We start from the raw sequence: 19,543 nt of genomic DNA on the forward strand, positions 1-19,543 counted from the left end.
GACCCGGGGCCCGGCCGTCCCGGCGGACCCGATGGAAGCGTTCGCTTCACCCCGCACGGCCCGCACGGCCCGCACGACGCAGACCGGCGGCGCAGAACCCGTGGCGTCCGGCTCGACGGCGGCTTTGTGCGTGCCGGACGGCATCGCGACCGGCACGCACACGGTCACGGAGCGCCCGGCGCGGTAGCCCGTCACCCGGAGCCGGTCCGGGGACGATGCGCGTCCCCGGGCCGGCCGCGGGCGGTCAGGCGCCGAAGACCTGGAGCGCCGAGCACTGGCCGGCCGGCCAGCCGGTGTTGGCGGTGAAGTTCAGCCGCACGTAGCGCGTGGTGACGGTGGCGGGCAGGGTGAGGGTCACGGCGTTGCCCGTCGCCGGGTCGAAGGTGCAGTTGGCCGACGCCAGCAGGGTGGTGAAAACGCCCCCGTCGGTGCTGCCCAGCACCGACAGGGTCTGGGTGCGCGTGCCCCAGGCGGTGGAGGGCGGCAGGTGCAGGACCAGCCGGCGGACGGCGGTGGCGGCCTGGAGGTCCACCTGGAGCCACTGCGGGAAGGCGTTGTTCGCGCTCTCCCAGTAGGTGCCGAGGTCGCCGTCGGTGGCGTTGCCCGATCCGTACACCTGGGTGTGGCTGCTCTCCGACGTGGGCTTGCCCAGCGCCAGGTCGGTGGTGCCGGAGCCGGCGTCGGTGGTGACGGAGACCTGGTTCGAGGGCTGGGAGACGTTGCCGGCCGCGTCGGCAGCGACCACGTCGAAGGTGCAGGCGGTGGACGGGCTCAGGCCGGTGACGGTGAAGGAGGTCCCGGTCGCGGTGCCGACCTGGGTGCGTGTGGAGCCGCTGACCTGCATGATCCGGTAGCCGGTGACCCCGACGTTGTCGCCGGCGGCGCTCCAGGCCAGCGCGACGGTGGTGTCGCTGTGGCCGGTGACCCGCAGTGACCCCGGCGCCGAGGGCGGGGTGGTGTCGCCGCCGGCCACCGGCGGGGTGGGCCGGACGGAGGTCAGGGCGATCTGGCCCTTGAGCATCCGGCCGCCGTCGCCGGTCAGCCGGAGGTAGTAGTCGGAGGAGCAGAAGGTGCCGTCCTCGTCGAGGGCGAGGAATCCGGACCCGGTGGGCACCGAGGCCTGGGTCTCGGCGGTCTTGGCGATCTGGTTGCCTTCGTTGTACTCGTCGAACATCGAGATGTAGATGCCCTGCACGCCGGCCCGGCACATGTTGTAGAACTGCCGCCACATGAAGTCGCCGTGCGCCCGCTGCCGCCCCGAGACGTCGCCGGGCAGCACGCACGGCTGGTAGTCGATGCCGTGCGCGACGCAGTCCGCCTCGTCGCCGACGGTGTAGGTGGCGTAGGCGTTGTCGGACTCGGCGGCGTTGCCGATGGCGCCGACCATCCACGGCGAGATCATGTGGAAGGCGTGGTAGACGTCCGAGTAGCCGGTCCTGGTGCCCGCGCCGCCCGTCCGCCACTCGCGCGGCACTCCGCCGATGACGTAACAGCCCTGCGCCTTGAACCAGTTGATCACGTCCAGGCAGGCGGCCGCCGGGAACGGGTGGTTGTCGTCGTTGAAGCCGAAGCCCCAGATGCACACCACCGGCTTGCCGTTCTGGCGCGCGTAGGCCGGTGAGGAGGTGTGCGCCGCCATCTTGGTGGTCCAGTCCGTCTTGATCTCGGACTGCATGTTCCACCAGTTGGAGACGTCGTACATGACGTAGAACTTCACCCCGTGCGACTCGGCGGCGCCGCGGACCTTGGCTGCCATCTGGTCGCGGGTGGCGCCCTCGCCACCGTTGGGGTTGAAGCGCTGGAGCGCCGCGGTGTCGATGGCGTTCTGCTGCATCCAGGAGAAGTGCAAGTCCACGGTCTGCTGGTCGTACGAGGAGAACAGCGTCGCCGGCTGCCCGTTGCCCAGGTTCCCGAACGCCGTCGGGTAGGTGCGGGTGTACTCGCGCATGTCGGGCCAGCAGGTGACGGCCTTGTTGGTCGTGGACGGCGGACGGCCCCAGTCCTGGCTCCAGTGCCACCAGCCGTTGATCGGCGCGCTGTCGCCGCCGCAGGCGAACCAGCCCTGGTAGCCCACCGTGATCTTGCCGACCACGTCGCCCGGCGGACTGCCGGCTGCTCCGGCCGGCAGGGCCAGTGCCGTCTGCGCGGCCCCGATCCCGCCCGCGGCGGTGGCCGCGATCGCGGCCTGCAGGAAGACCCTGCGCGTGACACCCATCTGGACTCCTCCGGTCGGCTGTCAACTCCCGTTGCCCGACAGGGCTGTGAGGCCGCACGCCGGACGGGAGGCCTGGCGCCGGGGAGCGTAACGACGCGATGAGCCGTCGGCAATACATCGCTCCACGAACGAAAAATTCGGCTGGAAACACGCAAGAACGCCACGCCGCCGTTTCGGGGAACCACAGGGGGTCAGCCCCTCGCGCACGTGGACGAAGGCAGAGCCGAACCGCGCCGCCGTCAGGTCGACGGGTCGAGAAGCGGGATCCGCTCGTACGGCTTCTCCAGATGCTTGAGTTCGGCCGTCCCCGCCGCCTGATGCCCGTGCAGCAACCGCGAGATCACCCGCACGCCGCGCGGCAGGTCGTCCCGGATCAGGAGGTCCAATTGGTCGGAGTGCAGCACATAGCCACCGTTCGCGCCCTTTACGGAGGTACTGCCGGTCGCTTCGGCCCATCCCAGGCCGGACGTGCGCAGTTCGGCGGAGAGTTCCCCGGCGATCGCCTGCGCGAACCGCGCCGGACGGCCGGCGGCGGGCAGGGTCAGGGACAACCGCCACGAGCGGCTGCCGGCGAGAGGGCTCGTTCCGCACCACGCCGCGACGACCGTGCCCCGCTCCGTCCCCGCCAAGGTCTCCACGGCCCATGCCGCTTCGGCCACCGCGACGGGCTCTGCCAGCGCACGGAGCAGGACGGGGTGGCCGAAACCCGCCCGGGACAAGGCCGTCGCAAGGGCGCCGACATGCCGGTGTCCGTCCGGCCCGGTGCAGCGGCCGAGGGCGTCCACCACTGCGGGGGTGCGCACGGCGGGGTCCGTCCGTACCGCGTTCAGAATTTCCGTCGCCCGCGCGAGCAGCCCGGACCACGCGGCGAAGGGGAACTCGTCCGACGCGGGCTCCCGCAGGGAGTACAGCGGCGTCCCGTCGCGGCCGTGCTGTGTCACCGTCCGGCAGCCGCCGGGCCCGTCGGTCCACTCGATCCTCGTGCCGCGCAGGTCCCGCAGGTCGAACCAGTCCCGTGTCTCCTCCCGCACGCCCGCCCGGGATGCCGCGCCGCTGCCCTCCGCCGCGGGCCGAGCCGCGTCGAAAGCCGCGTCCACCAGCGGCGTGACGGTGTCGAGGTCCTCTCCCCCGGACAGGAAGGCGAAGCGCAGCAGCAGCGCGAGGATCGGGCCCGGGTACCGCGACGCCGGGTCGTGCAGGGCCACCGCGCGGCACAGCAGGTCGAGTTCGGGCCAGGGCATGACGTGCGGGTGGAAGTGCGCGGTGTCGTCCCAGCCCACGGTCCTGGCCTCCGCGGAGTCCGGGGCTAGGACCGCCAGATCGACGTACTCGATCCCCGGTTCGAACTCGACCCTGAGTCCGAGACCCCGATCCAGCAGGAACTCCGCCCGCAGTGTCTCCTCCTCCGGCTCCTCGTCCTCCCAGGCTTCGGTCGCCTGGCTGTCGAAGAGATACAGCGGCCAGAAGCCGGGCTCCGCCGAACGCGCGGTCAGATCGTCGTCTCGGGACACGCGGACACGCTATCGCCCTGATCCGACACCCCCTTCTCCCAGCTGGGCGTCGACGACCTGCCGGGGCACGTCGGTGGGCCGGTCGCTCCCAGGGCCGGCGAGGTTCGAGGCGAACGTGCTGACCGTCGTCCCGTTCCGGAACCAGCCGCGCGGCACCAGTGATGACCGGCGCATTCTCCCGGACCGGCGACGCGTGGCTTCCGGTGCGATGCGGCCTCACCCTAAAGTCCCCCCCATGGACTGGCTGGCCCCCGTGAACACGCTGCTCGGCGCGGCGATCGGCGTCGGCGCCACGCTTCTCGCCGATCGGCTGCGCTGGCGCCGCGACCGTGCGGCGCTCCACCAGGACACGCGCCGGCAGGCGTACGCCGCCTTCATGGGCGCGTTGGCGGAGGCGTACGCGCAACTGTGGGAGATCGCACACGCCGGACGCCCGGCGGACGAGGCAAGGGCGGCGGCCCATCAGGTGTTCGCGTCCAGCACGTTGTACCCGCTGCGCTACGAACTCGCGCTCATCGCCCCCTGGGAGGTGATGGACCCGGTCAATCAGGCCTTCTGGAAGGTCCGTTCCCTCCGCGACCTCGTGGGGGGCGGCGCCGGTACGGAGGACCCGGGCTTCGGCCGGCACGTCCACGACTACCTGGCGGCGGCCGAGGAGGCGCAGGCGGCCATGCGCCGGGACCTCGGCACCTCTTGGCCCCGGCGTGACCCGGACCCGGACACCCCTGGACACGACGCCTGAACGGCCGGCTGCCGGTCCCTGTCAGTGCCCCAAGGTGTCCTTGGTCTTCTCCTTCGCGCTGCGCATCCTGCCCCGTGCCTCCAGGGCCGCGCCCTTGGACGCGAGGGTGTTCTTGTGCATCGCGTGCGCCCCCTTCCGCACGATCCTTCCGACGACCTGCTCGCACTGGGCCTTGACTTTCTCTCCCGTGCTCATCTCGGCACCTCCGCGGACTCTCACTGGGCCGCTGCCCGTGAGGCGGGCGGCAAAACCCGCCACCGGGCGACGGCCCCGCACGTCCCGGTGCGACACTTCGCGCAGGCCAGGCGGCCCAGGGGGGCGCCGGCAGAAGGAGATCCGTTGAGACTCGTCCCGTTGGCGACTGCCGCGACAGCCGTCACGCTGCTGGCGTCCTGCACCACGCAGACGCAGGTGTCACACCGTTCCACAGCGGCACGCAGCCACTCCCCGGCCGCCGCGAACGCCCCCCGTTGTGCGGCCGACGGGTACACGTGGTCGAAGGTCACGTACCGGAAGGTCCTGGCAGGTGTGTCGGACGCGCAGGAAGCCGAGCTTCCCGCCCACGGATCCGCGACGCTGCGGTTCGACACCCGGCCGGTGGGCGGTCTCGTGGCCAGGATGACTGCGGGGGCACTGGCGGCGGGGGCCGATCCCGGCGACGCGGTCGCCTCACTGGAGGCGAAGACCGGTGAGGATTTCGTCCGCGTCGGGAACCGGCTCATCATCGATGATCGGGAGAGGGACTTCGCCGTGACGCTGCTCAACGACACCGCTGTTCCCGACCGGGGCCGCTACCTGCGTGCGCTCCTGGCCGAGCAGGTGACAGCCCCCTTCTCCGCCGTCTGCACGGGAGGAACGGTGCGGGGCACCCTCACGACATGGTGGCGGGTCCCCATTGGGTGCCGGCCTCGAATGCGGGCTCACCGCACATCTGGAAGCGGCGGCCAAAGAGGCCGAGCAGCGGGCCTGCGCCGCGTAGTCCCGCACGCCGTCGGGGAGTTCGCCGGCCCTTCGCGCACGACCACTCCCCTAGGGTGTCGGCATGTCGCTGAGCCGTGTGGTGGCCTGCATCGAAGTCTTCCACTCGACCCGGTGCTGCACCGCTCCGTGCTCACCGTCGCCGGGTTCCAGCGGCTGTCGGTCGTCCCCGCCTGCGGGAACCGCCGGGAACCGCCGGGCCCTGGTGCACGTCGAAGGGCCATGCGAAGAAGGCACTTGGTGCAGGTCGCGGCCGCGCTGCCGCTCATGGCAGTGGCGGGCTGCGGGCAGTTGGGCGCGGACGAACGTCCCTGCACCGCGATGGGGGCACTGTCCGGAGTCTCGGTCCTGCTCGACACGAACCCCGCCCTGCGGTACCGGCTCTGCGTGGGCGCGTCCTGCGTCACCGGCGAACCGGGGGCCCGCGACCTCATGGTGCGGCTGCCCGACTCCGTGGGCGCCCGGAGCGTGACCGTACGGCTCACCGGGGGGCCCGGCGGCGCGTCCGCTCAGTCGTCGCCCACCGTTGACGAGCGCACCCAGGTCACGTTGAAGAGGTACCAGCCCAACGGGCCGCAGTGCCCGCCCACCGTGTACCACGTGGGCCTTCGGTACGAGCCGGGAGAAGGACTGCTCCCGGTCGGATGAACAGGCGGCGCCGCCCGCCGCGGCGTGGACGCGCGGCGGACGGACGGAACCGTGCCGTACTGCGGTTCAGGACTCGAGGGCGGCCTGCGGAGCCGGGGCCGGCGCGGCGTCCGCCCCGGCGGAGGCGCTGCGGGCGGCCGGGATGGCGACGGCGATGAGGGCGGAGACGAGGGCGATGCCGCAGCCGATCACCAGACCGGTGCGGAAGCCGTTCTCGGAGGTGAAGGTGAAGCCGCCCGCGGTCGTGGTCAGCTGGGAGAGGACCACGCCGATCACGGCGGCACCCACCGAGGTGCCCAGCGAGCGCATCAGGGCGTTGAAGCCGTTGGCGGCCGCGGTCTCGGAGATCGGGACCGAGCTCATGATCAGGGCGGGCATCGAGCCGTAGGCCAGGCCCACACCGCTGTTGATGACCATGATGGCGATCATGAGGCCCCACGCGGTGCCCGTCAGCATCAGGGACAGCCCGTAGCCCGCGGCGAGCACCAACGCGCCGCTGATCAGGGTGAACTTGGGCCCGCGGGCATTGGTCAGCTTCCCGCCGAGCGGCGAGACGATCATCATCATGATGCCGCCGGGCAGCAGCCACATACCGGCCGCGAGCATCGACTGGCCGAGACCGTAGCCGGTCGCCTTGGGGAACTGCAGCAGCTGCGGGATGACGAGCATGCCGGCGTACATGCCGAAGCCGACGAAGACCGACGCGACGTTGGTCAGCAGCACGCGCGGGCGGGCCGTGGTCCGCAGATCGACCAGCGGGTCGCGGGTGCGCAGCTCCCACCAGCCCCAGCCGAGCAGCACGACGACGGCGGCGGCGAGCAGGCCGAGGGTGGTGGCCGAGCCCCAGCCCCAGTCGGCGCCCTTGGACACCGACAGCAGCAGGCAGACCAGGCCCACGCCCAGGCCGATGGCGCCGGGGAGGTCGAAGCGCTGGCCCTTGGCACCGGCGGGGACGTCGGGGATGAAGAAGAAGATCAGCACCGCGACGACGGCGGCCAGGCCCGCGGAGCCCCAGAAGAGCACACGCCAGTCCGCGTACTGGGCGATGGCGGCGGCGATCGGCAGGCCGAGGCCACCGCCGATGCCCATGGAGGCGCTGACCAGGGCGATGGACGAGCTGAGCTTCTCCGCGGGGACGACGTCCCGGAGCAGGGCGATGCCGAGCGGCACCATGCCCATGCCCATGCCCTGCAGGCCGCGCCCGACGATCATCGGGACGACGGACGAGGACAGCGCGCACACCACCGAGCCCGCCACCAGCGGCACCGAGCACACCAGCAGCATGCGCCGCTTGCCGACCAGGTCGCCGAGACGGCCGAAGACCGGGACGCAGACGGCCGCCACGAGCAGGGTGGCGGTGATCACCCAGGCGGCGTTCGAGCCCGAGGTGTGCAGGATCTGCGGCAGCTCGGCAAGGAGTGGGGTGACCAGGGTCTGCATGATCGCGGCCGTGATGCCGGCCAGTGCCAGCGTGGCGACCACGCCGCCCGCGCGGGCTGTGGGTTGTGGGGCATTCATGACGGCACTCCTCGCACGACGTTCGAACCCTCTCAGCATGCATCGTACATAGGAAGTGCATCGCGCACATGATGTGGCTGGTGCATGCACTGTGAGATGATGGAAGCGGGCCCCGAACCAGCACACCGGCGGCCCGGCGAACGGCAGGAGGCTGAAGCACATGGGCAGGCCCACCCACGAGGTCGAGTACGAGCAGATGCTGCTCAGCCGGCACGAACTCCTGCGCCACAGGGACAGCTCCCTGGAGCGCAGCGCCTACATCCTGCTCAGCCGCATCCGGGTCCAGGGGCCCATGTCGATCGGCGAGCTGAGCGACGCCTTCGCGCTCGACGCGTCCACCCTCAACCGGCAGACGGCCGCCGCGATGCGCGCGGGCCTCGTGGAGCGCATCCCCGACCCCGAGGGCGGGATGGCCCGGAAGTTCCGCATCACCGACAAGGGCGCCCGGATGCTGGACGAGGAGCGCGACAGCATCATCGGCGGCCTGGGCAAGGTCATGGCCGACTGGCCGGACGAGGACATCGCCGCCTTCGCCTCCTACTTGAGGCGCTTCAACAGCGACATCGAGCGCCTCGACGGACGGCCCTGGCCGCGCCCGTGAGCCGGGTCGCCGTACCGCGCGCCTGAGGACCACCGGGGCTTCCCGCGCGGCCCGCGGCGGCGGGCGATCCCGCGCACGGGGCGCGGAAAGGTCCACCCCGCCGAGTACACCGATGCACGGGCGTCACGCCTCCTCGACCTCACCGTCGACGCCCTGCGCGTTCCGGCGACCGGCAACAATCACTGACGACCCGTCAGCCGGACCGGGGCGTCAGCCGGATGACCGGCAGCTCACGATCGGTCCTGCTCGCGTAGCGGGCGTACTGCGCCTGCGCGGCGACGATCCGCCGCCACGCCGCCTCGCGTTCCTCGCCATCGAGTTGTTCGGCGGTGACCTCGGTCGTGCGGCCGCCCGACTCAATGGTGGCCTCGTCGGGACGGGCGGCCAGGTTGAGGTACCACGCGGGGTGACGCGCCGCGCCGTTGGCGGACGCCACGATCAGCCAGGCGCCGTCCTCCCCGGGGAACCAGGCGACCGGCGACTTGCGGGGTTCACCGCTCTTGCGGCCGACGGTGGTCAGCACAAGGGCGTCGACTTTCCCCAGTCTGCCGCCGCCGTTGCGGACGATGGTGCGCATCGTGAACTTGTTCACCATGCGCACCATCGCGCCGGGCCGGCGAGCGCCGTAGGTGCCGGCGGCGGTGGGCTTGAAGCTCATGGGATCTCGCATCTCCTGGTGGGCGCAACGCTGTTGCGATCGGACGGTGGGACGAGTGCAGGGGCGACCGGGCCGCCCAGAAGTGCCGGGGCCGTTCAGTCTTTGGTGCTGCCGGCGTGCCGGGCGATGTGGGCGGCGCTCACGTCCCAGATGCGCCGTTGCAGGTCGGTGTCGTAGGACGAGTCCGGGGAGGGGGTGTCTGTTTCCAGAAAGAAGTAGCGGCCCGTCGTCCCGGCCAGTTCCGGTGCGGTGGCCGCCCTCAAGGTGGCGGCGGCGCCCTGCTCGGGCGTGAGGAGACTGCGGCGGGTCAGCGGCAGCAGAGGTTTGAGGACCGGGGGCGCGATGTCGTCGATGATGCCGGTGTCGACCAGGCCGGGGTGGACCGCGTTGACCGTGACACCGGATTCGCGCAGCAGTTCCGCGAGGTGGTAGCCGCTCATCAGGGTGAGCATCTTGGCCCGGGCATAGGCTTCGAGCGGCTTCCAGCCCGCCGCCGGATTGAGCTGCCGCAGGTCGTCCAGGTCCGGGTCGATGCGGGGCGGCCGGGGCCGGCCGCCGAGCCTGACCATCCGGGTGTCCTCCAGGGCCATCGACACGACGTTGACCACCCGGGACGGGGTACCGGCCCGCAGCGGTCCGAGCAGCAGCTGCGTCAGCGTGAAGGCGGCGAGATAGTCGACGGCGATGTGCATCTCGATCCCGTCGGCGTTGACCGTCCGCCGCCGGAAGTGGGAGCCGGCGTTGTTGACCAGCAGGTGCAGGGACCCGTACCGGGCCGTGAACTCCTCGGCCAGGCGGTGCAGATCGTCCTGGGAGACGAGGTCCGCGGTCAGCACCTCGACACGGTCGGCACCGACGTCCGCGGCAACGCGCTTGCGCAGCTGCTCACCCCGCTCGCGGTCGCGTACGACGGCGAGCACGGTGCTGCCCAGCCGGGCGAGCCGGGTGGTGACGACCTGGCCCATCCCACCGGCGGCACCGGTGACCAGGCTGACCTTGCCGGTCAGATCGACAGGGGAAGACGGGGGGATCATGAGGCGTTCCTCGAAGTCCGTTGCGGGGGGCTGCGTTTGAGGGTCTGCAGAGGGCCGGTCCGCCGGACGGCGACATCCGTCGGCATCATATGAGACATGTTGTCTCGCACATCTCACACGGTACTACGGCACTCCGTCTACGAGTCAAGCTGTCTCATACTTTGCACTCATAGAATGGGTGCGTGAGCAACCCGACGGACCCCCGCGCCGCACGCAGCAGAGCCGCGATCCTGATCGCGGCCCGCTCGCTGCTGCTGGACGAGGGCCCCGCCGCGATCACCCACCAACGCGTGGCCCAGAAGGCCGGCGTGGGCCGCGCCACCGTGTACCGGCACTGGTCGCAGCCCGGGCATCTGCTCCACGACGCCATGACCGGCATCGACATGCCGTTCTTCCACAACCCGCGGACACCGGTCCGCCCGTGGCTCCGGACCCACCTCCAACGACTCGCCGACTCACTGACCACGCCCCAGATCGCCGGCGTCCTGCTCACCTTGATGCAGGGCGCGCTGCGCGATCCCGAGATCGCCGCACAGCGCGACGCGTGCCACGAGGACATCAACCAGAAGCTCCGGAACGCGCTGGCGCTGGCCGTGGCCGACCACGAGATCGAGATGTCCGCCGACCCGCACGACCTCTCGTCCATGCTCGTCGGCCCCGTCCTCTACCACACCGCCATGCGGGGCAGCACCGTCCCCCCGCACCTGATCGAGCAGCTCATCGACGGCCTGGGCCAATGGCACGAGCCCCCTGCCGCGCCCGGCGGGCCGGGGCAGGCGTAGAGCGGCTCACCCCGCGGAACGCGCGCCCGGAGCCGGAGGCACGGCACGGGGGTGTGCCCGCATGCGGAGGTCGCGCGGCCTCAAGGTCATGGCGAGGGCGGGGCGGGCGCTGTGGCCGGGGACGTGTTCCAGGCGCCAGCGGGCGGTGATGGTCGCGAGGGCGAGGGTGGCCTCGGTTGTGGCGAAGGTGTCGCCGATGCATTTGCGGGCGCCTGCCGCGAAGGGAATGAGGGCGTGGCGGGGCGGCTGAGGGCGCGTGGGATCCCAGCGGTCGGGATCGAAGGCTTCGGGGTTGTCGTACAGGTCGGGCCTGTGGTGGATGAGGTAGGCGCTGTAGGCGACGGTGGTGCCGGCCGGCAGGAGATGCCCGTCCAGTTCGGTGTCGGCCGACACCACACGGGTGATGAACCAGCCCGGCGGGCGCAGCCGCAGCGTTTCGGTGATGACACGTTCGGCCAGGGGCAGATGGGGCAAGTCCGCGTGAGTGGCCGCGGCACCGCCCAGGACCGTGTCGACCTCGGAGTGGACCCGCCGCTCGATCTCGGGATGCTGCGCCAGCAGGTCCAGCGCCCAGCCCACGGTGGCCGCCGTGGTCTCTGTCCCGGCCAGGAAGAAGGCGGTGGTCTGGTCGCCGATCTCCGCGGTGCTCATGCCGCCGCCCTCTTCGGGATCGCGGGCCGCGATCAGGGCCGAGAGCAGGTCGCCCCGGTCGGTGCCCTCGGCGAGGCGCTGGGCGACGACCTGATCGAGGGTGTCGCGCAGGCGGGCACGGGCACGCAGGTAGGAACGGTTGCTCGGGGTGGGGAGCCGGTCCAGCGGGGGGATCATCAGCATCCGGCGGCCCATGCCGTTGATGAGGGTGGCGACATCGTCGAGGATCCGGCCGAGCTCGGCCGGGGGCAACGCGTGGGAGAAGAAGGCGGCGGCCGCGGCCTGGGAGGCGATCGCCATCATCTCGGTGGGTACCTCAAGGACTTGTCCGGCGTGCCAGGCAGCGGTGCGCTCGTCGATGCAGCCCGTCATGGTTTCCGCGTACCTGTGGAGACGGGCAGGGTGGAACGCCGGCTGGATCAGTCGTCGCTGCCGACGGTGCGCGCTGTACGGACAGGTGGGGAGCCCGTTGCCCGCTACTTCCCGCGCGCGATCGTAGACGGGACCGCCTTTGTCGAAAACGCGGTCACTGGTGAGGACGTGACGGGTCAGTTCCGCGTCGCAGAGCACGACGACGGTGAGCGGCCCCAACCGGATGCGGACCAGGTCCCCGTGTGCGGGCAGGGAGGTCAGGAACGCCAGCGGGTCCCGCAGCAACCGCACCAGGTGACCGGCCAGAGGAAGCGCGTGGGGGGCAGCGGGGATCGCACGCAGGTCCTTCACTTCTGCTCCGACGGCGAGGCGTTGACGGGCAGCGCGTGCCACCACCAGCCGATGCAAGGGATGTCCGGGGGCGCTCCGGTCGCGCTGGGTATGTCCGCGACGGGGCTCGTCGCCACACGTACGGCGCCGGGGTGGCGGCCGTCGGGATCGGTGTAGCGGCCTGCCCGTATGCCCCATTCGTAATTGCCGCGGATGAGGCAGGTCAGGTTGGACAGATAGCGGCGCAGGGGCTCGGAGGCGGTCGGCTGGACGATGTCGCGAACCTCGATGAAGCGGGCCAGGACACGGTCGCGCAAGGCGACGGCCTGGCTCTGGGCGTCCTGTTGGGTGCACCCGGGCCGGGCCTCGTAAAGGCCGACCAGATTCAGGACAGGCCCGGTCTCGGCAGGCCGCCGGGCGGCGTACCACAGTTCCTTGCCATAGGAGAACAGGTCGTCGTCGAGAGCGGCGACCATGCTGGCCATCTCGGTGAGCGCGTGCACGGCCGGGGCGTTGATCTCCTGATCGGAGATGTCGTCCACTTCGCTGACCTGGAACCAGGCGAGGGTCGGGAAGCCCGCGACGTACAGGAGGCGGGTGTAGAGGTAGTCGTTGAGGCTGGGCATCAGATGCTGCTCGCGGGCGGCGCGTTCCCACGCCACACCCAGGTACCAGGAGAGGTGTGCGTCCACCAGGCGGCGACGCTGGGTCGCGGAGGCCAGGTGGTGCAGCCGCTCGGCCAGCTCCACCACCGGCCCGGCAAAGGGATTCTTCGGCGGCAGCAGGCCCGCGGTCGGGCTCTCCAGTGTGCGGATGATGCGCACGGCCAGGTCCAGGAAGGAGAAGGCGTCCTCCGGGGATTCCTCGTCGCAGGCGAAGTCGTCGAACACGAACATCGTGTACGTCCAGTCCACGGCCATCTGGAGCCGCGCCGTGTCACCGTCGGGGCAGTTGCCCGCGAAGAACAGCGCGGACTTGGTGCCCGCGACCCGTTCGCGGCGTCCGGGACCGTGGCACAGGCCGTGCCGCTCCATGAAGGCCAGGCCTTGCTCCTCGAGCAGTTCGACCTCCGGATGGCGGCGCCAGGGCATGGGGAAGTACATCGCCGGCAGTCGCATCACGATGTCCGGGTCGGAGGGGGCGGTGCTGTCGGCCACGGTGCTCTCCTCCGCTGACGCGCGTTCCCGCGCGGCCCTGGACGTGTCCATGAGGTGATGCAGGGTCATGCCGTACGCTCCGCGAGGCTGTGCAGCAGCCTCCGGGCCGCGTCGGCCGCGGGTGCCGGGAAGGGCGCGTCGGCCAGCGCTTGGAGTGCCTGCTGACGACGCAGCCGGATCATGTCTTCGACAGCGTCCAGGGCCCCGGTTTCCCGCAGGACACGCCGGACCTGCTCTGCCCCGTGCTCGTCGAGTTCCGGCCGGCCCAGCAGGGTGTCGAGGACAAGCCGCTGCCGGGTGTCCGCCCGCTGGTAGCCCAGGGCCATCAGGACCGTCGGCTTGGCCTGGCGAAGATCGTCCAGCACCGGCTTCCCGGTCTGCTCGGATGCGCCGAAGACGCCCAGCACGTCGTCACGCAGCTGAAAGGACTCCCCGGCCGGGAGCGCGAAGGCGCTCAGTGGCGCACGCAGTCCCTCCCCGGCACCGGCCAGGGCGGCACCAAGGTGCAAGGGCCGTTCGAAGGTGTATTTCGCCGTCTTGTAGCGCGCAACCCGTAGTGCCGACTCGACCCCGTCGCACGCGTCCACGCGCGCGGTCAGATCGAGGTACTGGCCGTAGACGATCTCCGTGCGCATCACGTCGATCACCGGCATCACCGCGGCCAGCTCGGCCGGGGACAAGCCGGCCGTGTGCAGAAGCTCGTCGGACCACACCAGCGCCAGGTTCCCCGCCAGTATGGCCGCCCCTGTCCCCACGTCTTCGCGAGCCGGGTGATCGGGGTAGCGCGCCGCCACGGCCCGGTGCACGGTCGGTGCCCCGCGGCGCAGGTCGCTGCGGTCCATGACGTCGTCGTGGATCAGTGCGAAGGCGTGAAACAGCTCCAGCGATGCCGCCGTTCGCAGCACGACGTCGGGGATCGCCGTCTTCCCGCCGGCGTGCCAGCCCACCACGCACAGCGTGGGACGAAGCCGCTTCCCGCCCCGGGCGACGAAGTCGCGCACGTCCTCGGCGAGGTCGAACGTCCCCTCGGCTTCCGTGCCGGCACAACGAAGACGGGAGCTGAAGAAGTCGTCCAGCACCGCATCGACTCTCGACCGCACAGCTTGAAGATCCAACGCCGGTGCTCTGGAAGGGCTAGCGGTTTCCACCACACCCCCACGATGCCGCCCGGCCTGCGGCCGGGCCAACGGGACTGCACGGGCGTACGGGGGCATTGGGAGCGCGGCGGATGGCAGGCGGCGCGGCCTGCGGCCGCGAAATCGAGCCGCGCGCCGGCTACATCGACTCACAGCCGATCCGCACCGCCTGCACCGTCCCGGCTGTCACCAAGGGCTACAGCGCAAGCAACACATTCGAGGGCCGCAAGCGGTTCGGCGTCACCGAAACCCCCGGCCGTTCCTGGCCGCCCACGTCGTGGCAGCGAAGGTTCAGGATCGCGAAGGGGCGAGACATCCGCCGCTCTGGACCCGCCTCAGCCACGCCAGAGTGCATGAAGCGTCACTTCGTGAAGGTAATCACAAGAGAGTCCGACTCCGGCGCTACGTACTCGTGTGCCGGAAAGTCGACGTGGCAATGACCGCTCGAGTCCACCCCGGATGCGAAGCCCTCGATGTTGTCGGCAAGGAGGTCGAGAGCTGCTCGCCCTCCCTGGATCCTCATTGCCTGGTCTTCCGTGACAAGCGAAGCAGTGTTGCGCTCCGGCTCCTCACGGAACTCGATCTTCGACAGCGACCTCTCATAGGGAAAGGGTTGCCGGTTCTCCAAGAGATCACAGCTTCCGCTCTTCCCCCGTAGCAGTCGCCCGAGTGCCAGGAGCTCTCGACGCGTCCCAGAGATCTCGAGCTCTCTGGTCTCCCCGCTGTACAGAACCTGCACCACCACGCCCCTCCCGGCCGGCCGTCTCACCGGTCTCCTGAACTGATCGTCCTGCCGCCCCCTCGGGTCCACACCGGACCTACGGCTCGACGACAGCTATCAAACGCCGTCTTGACCCAAGATCCACCCCTGCTCAGGGAACCGACCCAACAGTGCGGTCAATGATTCCGCTTGCAGGGTTCCGTCTGCCCAGGACCCGGCCGAGACGTCCACGAGCAGCAACGGCGGGGGCTGCCGCCGGAAGTCGTACACGAGCAACTCACGGCTCCCGTCACCGCCGATGATCACAGCGCCCGGGAGGCGGGTCGCCAACTCGGCCGCCTCGTTGATTCCGGGCAGTTCGTCCAATGGGGGCCAAGGCGATGTAGTCACCGGTGGACGACCATCGGCCAGTCGCAACTGGCTCTTCAGCGACGAAGTCCCTGTAGTCCTGGGGAAAATGGATGCCGAGCTTCTGCTCCACTCCCCTGATCGCCGCCAACGATGAAGCCATGGCTGTCTGCTCCTGTTCCTGATGGCTCCCGGACAGACGGCTGTCTGCAAGCCGCCCGTGTGGCGGGGCGCATTGCGGACGCCCTGCCCGGGGACCAGGAGTGCCTAGCCCCGGCGGCGGCGGCCCCTGGCCTTGCGGGGGTACGGGAAGAGGCGCGGGCTGCGGCGGGCGGCGACGTCCTCCATCCAGCCGAAGAGCACGATCGCCAGAGCGATCAGCGGGACGGCGACGATCAGCGGGAACCACTGGCTCCGCAGCAGCCACTGCATGTGGGCGTAGAAGAAGCCGTTGCTCCACAGCGGGTCGATCAGCGGCTCGCAGAGCACGAGGGCCACGCAGTGCCACAGGTAGACCGTGACGGCCCGCGAGTTGAGCAGGCTGATGACCCCGTTGAACCGCTCCAGCGGCTTCGGCCACTGCTCCCAGGAAGGGCTGAGGTGGAGGAGCAGCAGCACGCACCCGAAGGACCAGATGGCCTGGGCCAGGGGAACGGCTTCGAGGTCGGCGCCGATCCGGGGGTTGTCCACCGGCTGCTGCTGGAGCCACCAGTACCCGGCGACGAGGACGAACGGTGCAATCGAGGGGACGACGTACTGCGGGATGCGGCGCAGCAGGCCTTCGTGGTGGGCGATGCCGAGCAGCCAGCACGCGCCGAAGGTGGTGAAGTCGGTGGCGGTCTCCATGATGCGGCCGGACTGGTCGACCAGGCCGGAGTTGAGGAGTGCCGACAGTGCCAGCGGGGCGAGCAGGGTGACCCAGGGCAGCCGGCGCATCGCCTTGAGCATGAGCGGGGACAGCAGCACGAACCAGAGGTAGGCGCGCAGGTACCAGAGCGGGACGGTGATCTGCTCGGCCCAGGTCGTGGGCAGGTGGCCGCCGAAGCCGTGCAGGGAGTCCGCGAAGGGCGGTGTGCTCAGCGGCAGGATCCAGAAGGCGAGTTCGCCCCACCACCGGTTGGGGTGGCCGGTCGTGTGCGGGCCCCAGCCGTCGATGATCATGGCGGTCACCACGACGGCGCCGAACAGCCACATCGGGGGCAGCAGGCGCCTGACGCGGCTGCGGATGACGCTGAGCGCCGGGCGGCTGAGCGACCGCGCCATCAGCGATCCCGCCAGCGCGAACATCACGCCCATGGAGGGGAAGACCAGGGGCAGCCAGGTCCAGCTGAAGTTGTGGTAGATCACGACGCGGACCAGGGCCAGCGCGCGCAGCAGGTCGAGGTAGCGGTCCCGGCCACCCGGCTTCGGGGGCGATTCCGCGAGTTCGGGAAGGTGGGGGACGCGGAGCGTCAGCGTCTTCGAGGATTCGTCGACGCCGGGTGCGCCGAAGTTGACCGCGCTCATGCCGGTATCTCCGAGGTGGTGACGTCGAGGCCGACCTCGCCGGTGCGCCGCAGCTTCTGCCAGCGCAGCCGGCCGCCGGTCAGGGCGGTGATCCAGGACTGGAGCAGGACCATGTACATCAGCACGCGGTAGACCACCTGCTGCACGGGCAGCGTGATCAGGTGCCAGGGTTTCTCGCGGTCCAGGTGGAAGGACCACCAGGCGCAGAAGCCCTGGAGGGTCAGGACCGCGAGCCAGGCGCCCAGGCTCTTGGCCGGGTCGACGAAGAACACCCCGTACACCATCGCGATGTCGATGGCGGGCGCGAGCAGGGGGGTGAGCACCATGAACAGGGCGACGAAGGGCAGGCCGACGCGCCCGAAGCGGCCGGCGGCGCCGCGTTCCAGGACCGCGTGGCGGTGCTTCCACATCGCCTGCATCGTGCCGTAGCTCCAGCGGTAGCGCTGGGACCACAGCTGGCTCATACTGCCGGGCGCCTCGGTCCAGGCCCGGGCGTTCTCGACGTAGACGATCTTCCACCCGCCGCGGTGCAGCGCCATGGTCACGTCGGTGTCCTCGGCGAGCGTGTCGTCGCTCATGCCGCCCACCGCGTCCAGGGCGCTGCGGCGGAACGCGCCGACCGCTCCGGGGATGGTCGGCATGCAGTCGAGCACGTCGTACATGCGGCGGTCGAGGTTGAAGCCCATGACGTACTCGATGTGCTGCCAGGCACCGATCAGGGTGTCCCGGTTGCCGACCTTGGCGTTGCCGGCCACCGCGCCGATGCGGGGATCGGCGAAGGGCTGCACCAGTTCACGGACGGTGCCGGGTTCGAAGACGGTGTCGCCGTCCATCATCACGACGAGTTCGCTCGACGCGGCGGCCACGCCGGTGTTGAGGGCCGCGGGCTTGCCGCTGTTGGGCTGGCGGATGAGCCGGACGATCGGCAGGTCCATGCTCTCCACGATGGCCGCCGTGTCGTCGGTCGACCCGTCGTCGACGACGATGACCTCGATGGGGTGGTCGCTCCTGGCCAGTGAGAGCAGCGTGTTGGTGATGCACTCCTGCTCGTTGTACGCGGGCACGATCACGCTGACGCGTTCGGTCACCGCGGGCCCCCAGGAGAAGCCGGGCCTGCGGGTCCGCCGTACGTGGATGAGCGAGAGCACGAGCATCAGCGCGAAGCGGGCGAAGACCAGGACCCCGACGACGGCGAGCAGCACGACCAGGAAGGGCATCACCTTCATCGAGAAGGCGGTGCACCACAGGAACGCCTTGCCGGCCCACAAGTCGTAGCCGGTGACCGGGGTGTTCGCGGGGGCTGTGCCGAGCGCCTCGCTGATGGTCTCGAACTGGTAGCCCTCGGCCTTGAGTTTGTCGATGATGATCGGGAGCGCGGCCAGCGTCTGCGACCGGTCGCCGCCGGCGTCGTGCAGCAGGATCATCTCGCCCTGCCCGGCCAGGTCGGGCAGGGCGGCCTTGACGATGGCGTCGACACCGGGACGCTTCCAGTCGTCGGTGTCCTTGTCGATGAAGGCGGTCAGGTAGCCGTGCGCGCCGACGTCCTTGGTCACCGGCCAGGACCAGTCGTCGAGGGCGTCGGCCGTGGACGAGTAGGGCGGCCGGAAGAGGCTGGAGTGGATGCCCGCGACGCCCGCGAGGGCGAGCTGGGTCTCGCCGAGTTCCCAGGTGAGCCGGGTCCCGGAGTGCAGCGCGAGGTCGGGGTGGGTGAAGGTGTGCAGGCCGATCTCGTGGCCGCCGGCCACGATCTTGCGGATCAGCGCCGGGTTGTGGGTGGTCATGGCGCCGGTGACGAAGAAGTCCGCGCGGACGTCGTGCTGCTCGAGCACCTTGAGGATCTTGGGAGTCCACTGGGTGGACGGGCCGTCGTCGAAGCTGAGCACGACGGTCTTGTCGGGGATCGCGTAGCTGACCGGCTTGTCGTTCCTGGCGCCGCGTGCGTCGACCAGCGGACCGCCGACGAGCACGCTGCGGGGCACCGCGTCCTTGTCGACGGAGACCGCGATGCGCTCGTCGTGGAAGACCTCGTTGCCGGCCATGCCGCGGAGCACGAGCAGCGCCAGCAGGGTCGCCAGGACGGTCACCGGCAGGAAGAAGCGCAGCGGTGGTGCGGCGAGTCGGCGCGGCCGCAGAAGGGACTGCCGTTGGCGCTGGTGGCGTGACATGGATTTCCTGGTGTGTCGCGTGCTGCGGTCGGGACGTCGGGCTGTCACGGGGCCGAGGCGGGGGCCCCGGTGGGGGTGGCCGCCTCGCCGCCGTCGGCGCTCGGGGCGCCGGTCGCGGGACGGGCTCCCAGCGGCGCCGACGGGAGCGGTGCGTTGACGTACTGTCCGGGTTCCGCGGTGTCCGCGGTGGACGGGATCGAGAAGGCCGGCGCGTGCGACTGGGTTCCGACGAGACCCGAGATCATGGCCAGGACGAAACCGACGAGGACGAGGCCCAGCAGCCAGCCGAGGCCGCGCAACCGCCGTCCGCGGCGCCCCGTCCGGTCGACGAAGACGGGCGAGGTCTCGGCCTTGGTGAGCGTGCTGGTCACTGGAGGACCTCGGGCTTTCCGTGAACGCGTCGCCGCGCGAGGGGTCGGATGCAGAACTTAGTCCAACGCGGCGGCGAATAGCGGACTATATGTTCGATT

At 70.6% G+C, this 19,543-nt stretch carries 17 protein-coding genes; 4 read left to right on the forward strand and 13 right to left on the reverse strand.

The window, feature by feature from the left end; genetic code table 11:
• Positions 1-244 precede the first annotated feature (244 nt).
• Both ACIP64_RS09240 and ACIP64_RS09245 read right to left on the reverse strand, forming a co-directional pair.
• Positions 245-2,215, reverse strand: coding sequence for a discoidin domain-containing protein (locus tag ACIP64_RS09240; protein WP_401583322.1), 1,971 nt, complete (start codon positions 2,213-2,215; stop codon positions 245-247).
• Positions 2,216-2,454: 239 nt separating this feature from the next.
• Positions 2,455-3,726, reverse strand: a complete 1,272-nt coding sequence (locus tag ACIP64_RS09245; protein ID WP_401583324.1) for a hypothetical protein — start codon at positions 3,724-3,726, stop codon at positions 2,455-2,457.
• A 235-nt stretch (positions 3,727-3,961) separates the two neighbouring features.
• Between ACIP64_RS09245 and ACIP64_RS09250 the strand changes: the two genes are divergently transcribed.
• On the forward strand, positions 3,962-4,468 hold the full coding sequence (locus tag ACIP64_RS09250) for a hypothetical protein (RefSeq protein ID WP_401583325.1): 507 nt from the start codon (positions 3,962-3,964) through the stop codon (positions 4,466-4,468).
• 21 nt (positions 4,469-4,489) lie between these two features.
• Here the strand turns inward: ACIP64_RS09250 and ACIP64_RS09255 are convergent, their stop codons facing one another.
• On the reverse strand, positions 4,490-4,663 hold the full coding sequence (locus ACIP64_RS09255) for a hypothetical protein (protein ID WP_401583327.1): 174 nt from the start codon (positions 4,661-4,663) through the stop codon (positions 4,490-4,492).
• 1,020 nt (positions 4,664-5,683) lie between these two features.
• Between ACIP64_RS09255 and ACIP64_RS09260 the strand changes: the two genes are divergently transcribed.
• The gene (locus ACIP64_RS09260) at positions 5,684-6,094 is read left to right on the forward strand and encodes a hypothetical protein (RefSeq protein WP_401583328.1); all 411 of its coding nucleotides are present in this window, start codon (positions 5,684-5,686) and stop codon (positions 6,092-6,094) included.
• Positions 6,095-6,160: 66 nt separating this feature from the next.
• On the opposite strand, the gene ACIP64_RS09265 is transcribed toward ACIP64_RS09260, so the two are convergent.
• Positions 6,161-7,612, reverse strand: a complete 1,452-nt coding sequence (locus tag ACIP64_RS09265; protein ID WP_401583330.1) for an MFS transporter — start codon at positions 7,610-7,612, stop codon at positions 6,161-6,163.
• Positions 7,613-7,772: 160 nt separating this feature from the next.
• On the opposite strand from ACIP64_RS09265, the gene ACIP64_RS09270 reads away from it, so the two are divergent.
• Complete coding sequence (locus ACIP64_RS09270; RefSeq protein WP_360905533.1) at positions 7,773-8,213, forward strand: MarR family winged helix-turn-helix transcriptional regulator; 441 nt, start codon at positions 7,773-7,775, stop codon at positions 8,211-8,213.
• Between the two features lie 193 nt (positions 8,214-8,406).
• Here ACIP64_RS09270 and ACIP64_RS09275 read toward each other — a convergent pair whose 3' ends face one another.
• Entirely contained in the window at positions 8,407-8,871 is a 465-nt protein-coding gene (locus ACIP64_RS09275) for a nitroreductase family deazaflavin-dependent oxidoreductase (protein ID WP_401583332.1), read from the reverse strand.
• A gap of 95 nt (positions 8,872-8,966) precedes the next feature.
• Positions 8,967-9,905 (reverse strand): SDR family NAD(P)-dependent oxidoreductase, encoded by a 939-nt coding sequence (locus ACIP64_RS09280; protein ID WP_401583334.1) that lies wholly within the window; start codon positions 9,903-9,905, stop codon positions 8,967-8,969.
• Positions 9,906-10,087: 182 nt separating this feature from the next.
• Here ACIP64_RS09280 and ACIP64_RS09285 point away from each other — a divergent pair, with 182 nt between their 5' ends.
• Positions 10,088-10,687 carry a TetR/AcrR family transcriptional regulator gene (locus ACIP64_RS09285; protein ID WP_401583335.1) on the forward strand — a complete coding sequence of 200 codons (600 nt, stop codon included), beginning with the start codon at positions 10,088-10,090 and terminating at the stop codon, positions 10,685-10,687.
• 6 nt (positions 10,688-10,693) lie between these two features.
• Here the strand turns inward: ACIP64_RS09285 and ACIP64_RS09290 are convergent, their stop codons facing one another.
• From ACIP64_RS09290 to ACIP64_RS09320, 7 genes are all read right to left on the reverse strand, one after another.
• Positions 10,694-12,061 carry a cytochrome P450 gene (locus tag ACIP64_RS09290; protein WP_401583336.1) on the reverse strand — a complete coding sequence of 456 codons (1,368 nt, stop codon included), beginning with the start codon at positions 12,059-12,061 and terminating at the stop codon, positions 10,694-10,696.
• Entirely contained in the window at positions 12,058-13,266 is a 1,209-nt protein-coding gene (locus tag ACIP64_RS09295) for a glutamate dehydrogenase (RefSeq protein ID WP_401583338.1), read from the reverse strand. The genes ACIP64_RS09290 and ACIP64_RS09295 overlap by 4 nt, the downstream gene beginning before the upstream one ends.
• A complete protein-coding gene (locus ACIP64_RS09300; protein WP_401583340.1) occupies positions 13,263-14,276 on the reverse strand; it encodes a polyprenyl synthetase family protein in 1,014 nt (337 codons plus the stop codon). Before ACIP64_RS09300 ends, ACIP64_RS09295 begins: the two co-directional genes overlap by 4 nt.
• A 418-nt stretch (positions 14,277-14,694) precedes the next feature.
• Positions 14,695-15,075 carry a hypothetical protein gene (locus ACIP64_RS09305; RefSeq protein WP_401583342.1) on the reverse strand — a complete coding sequence of 127 codons (381 nt, stop codon included), beginning with the start codon at positions 15,073-15,075 and terminating at the stop codon, positions 14,695-14,697.
• 594 nt (positions 15,076-15,669) lie between these two features.
• On the reverse strand, positions 15,670-16,908 hold the full coding sequence (locus ACIP64_RS09310; RefSeq protein ID WP_401583343.1) for an acyltransferase: 1,239 nt from the start codon (positions 16,906-16,908) through the stop codon (positions 15,670-15,672).
• A complete protein-coding gene (locus ACIP64_RS09315; protein WP_401583344.1) occupies positions 16,905-19,073 on the reverse strand; it encodes a bifunctional polysaccharide deacetylase/glycosyltransferase family 2 protein in 2,169 nt (722 codons plus the stop codon). The genes ACIP64_RS09310 and ACIP64_RS09315 overlap by 4 nt, the downstream gene beginning before the upstream one ends.
• Before the next feature lie 44 nt (positions 19,074-19,117).
• On the reverse strand, positions 19,118-19,444 hold the full coding sequence (locus tag ACIP64_RS09320) for a hypothetical protein (RefSeq protein ID WP_401583345.1): 327 nt from the start codon (positions 19,442-19,444) through the stop codon (positions 19,118-19,120).
• Positions 19,445-19,543 lie beyond the last annotated feature (99 nt).

This window comes from Streptomyces sp. NPDC088733, from assembly GCF_044751185.1.
Classification (GTDB): Bacteria; Actinomycetota; Actinomycetes; order Streptomycetales; family Streptomycetaceae; genus Actinacidiphila.

Excerpts from the sequence above, each read along its gene's own strand:
- ACIP64_RS09240 (WP_401583322.1), bottom strand. The coding sequence starts at position 2,215 with ATGGGTGTCACGCGCAGGGTCTTCCTGCAGGCCGCGATCGCGGCCACC.
- ACIP64_RS09250 (WP_401583325.1), top strand. The coding sequence starts at position 3,962 with ATGGACTGGCTGGCCCCCGTGAACACGCTGCTCGGCGCGGCGATCGGC.
- ACIP64_RS09255 (WP_401583327.1), bottom strand. The coding sequence starts at position 4,663 with ATGAGCACGGGAGAGAAAGTCAAGGCCCAGTGCGAGCAGGTCGTCGGA.
- ACIP64_RS09265 (WP_401583330.1), bottom strand. The coding sequence starts at position 7,612 with ATGAATGCCCCACAACCCACAGCCCGCGCGGGCGGCGTGGTCGCCACG.
- ACIP64_RS09270 (WP_360905533.1), top strand. The coding sequence starts at position 7,773 with ATGGGCAGGCCCACCCACGAGGTCGAGTACGAGCAGATGCTGCTCAGC.
- ACIP64_RS09275 (WP_401583332.1), bottom strand. The coding sequence starts at position 8,871 with ATGAGCTTCAAGCCCACCGCCGCCGGCACCTACGGCGCTCGCCGGCCC.
- ACIP64_RS09280 (WP_401583334.1), bottom strand. The coding sequence starts at position 9,905 with ATGATCCCCCCGTCTTCCCCTGTCGATCTGACCGGCAAGGTCAGCCTG.
- ACIP64_RS09295 (WP_401583338.1), bottom strand. The coding sequence starts at position 13,266 with ATGACCCTGCATCACCTCATGGACACGTCCAGGGCCGCGCGGGAACGC.
- ACIP64_RS09310 (WP_401583343.1), bottom strand. The coding sequence starts at position 16,908 with ATGAGCGCGGTCAACTTCGGCGCACCCGGCGTCGACGAATCCTCGAAG.
- ACIP64_RS09315 (WP_401583344.1), bottom strand. The coding sequence starts at position 19,073 with ATGTCACGCCACCAGCGCCAACGGCAGTCCCTTCTGCGGCCGCGCCGA.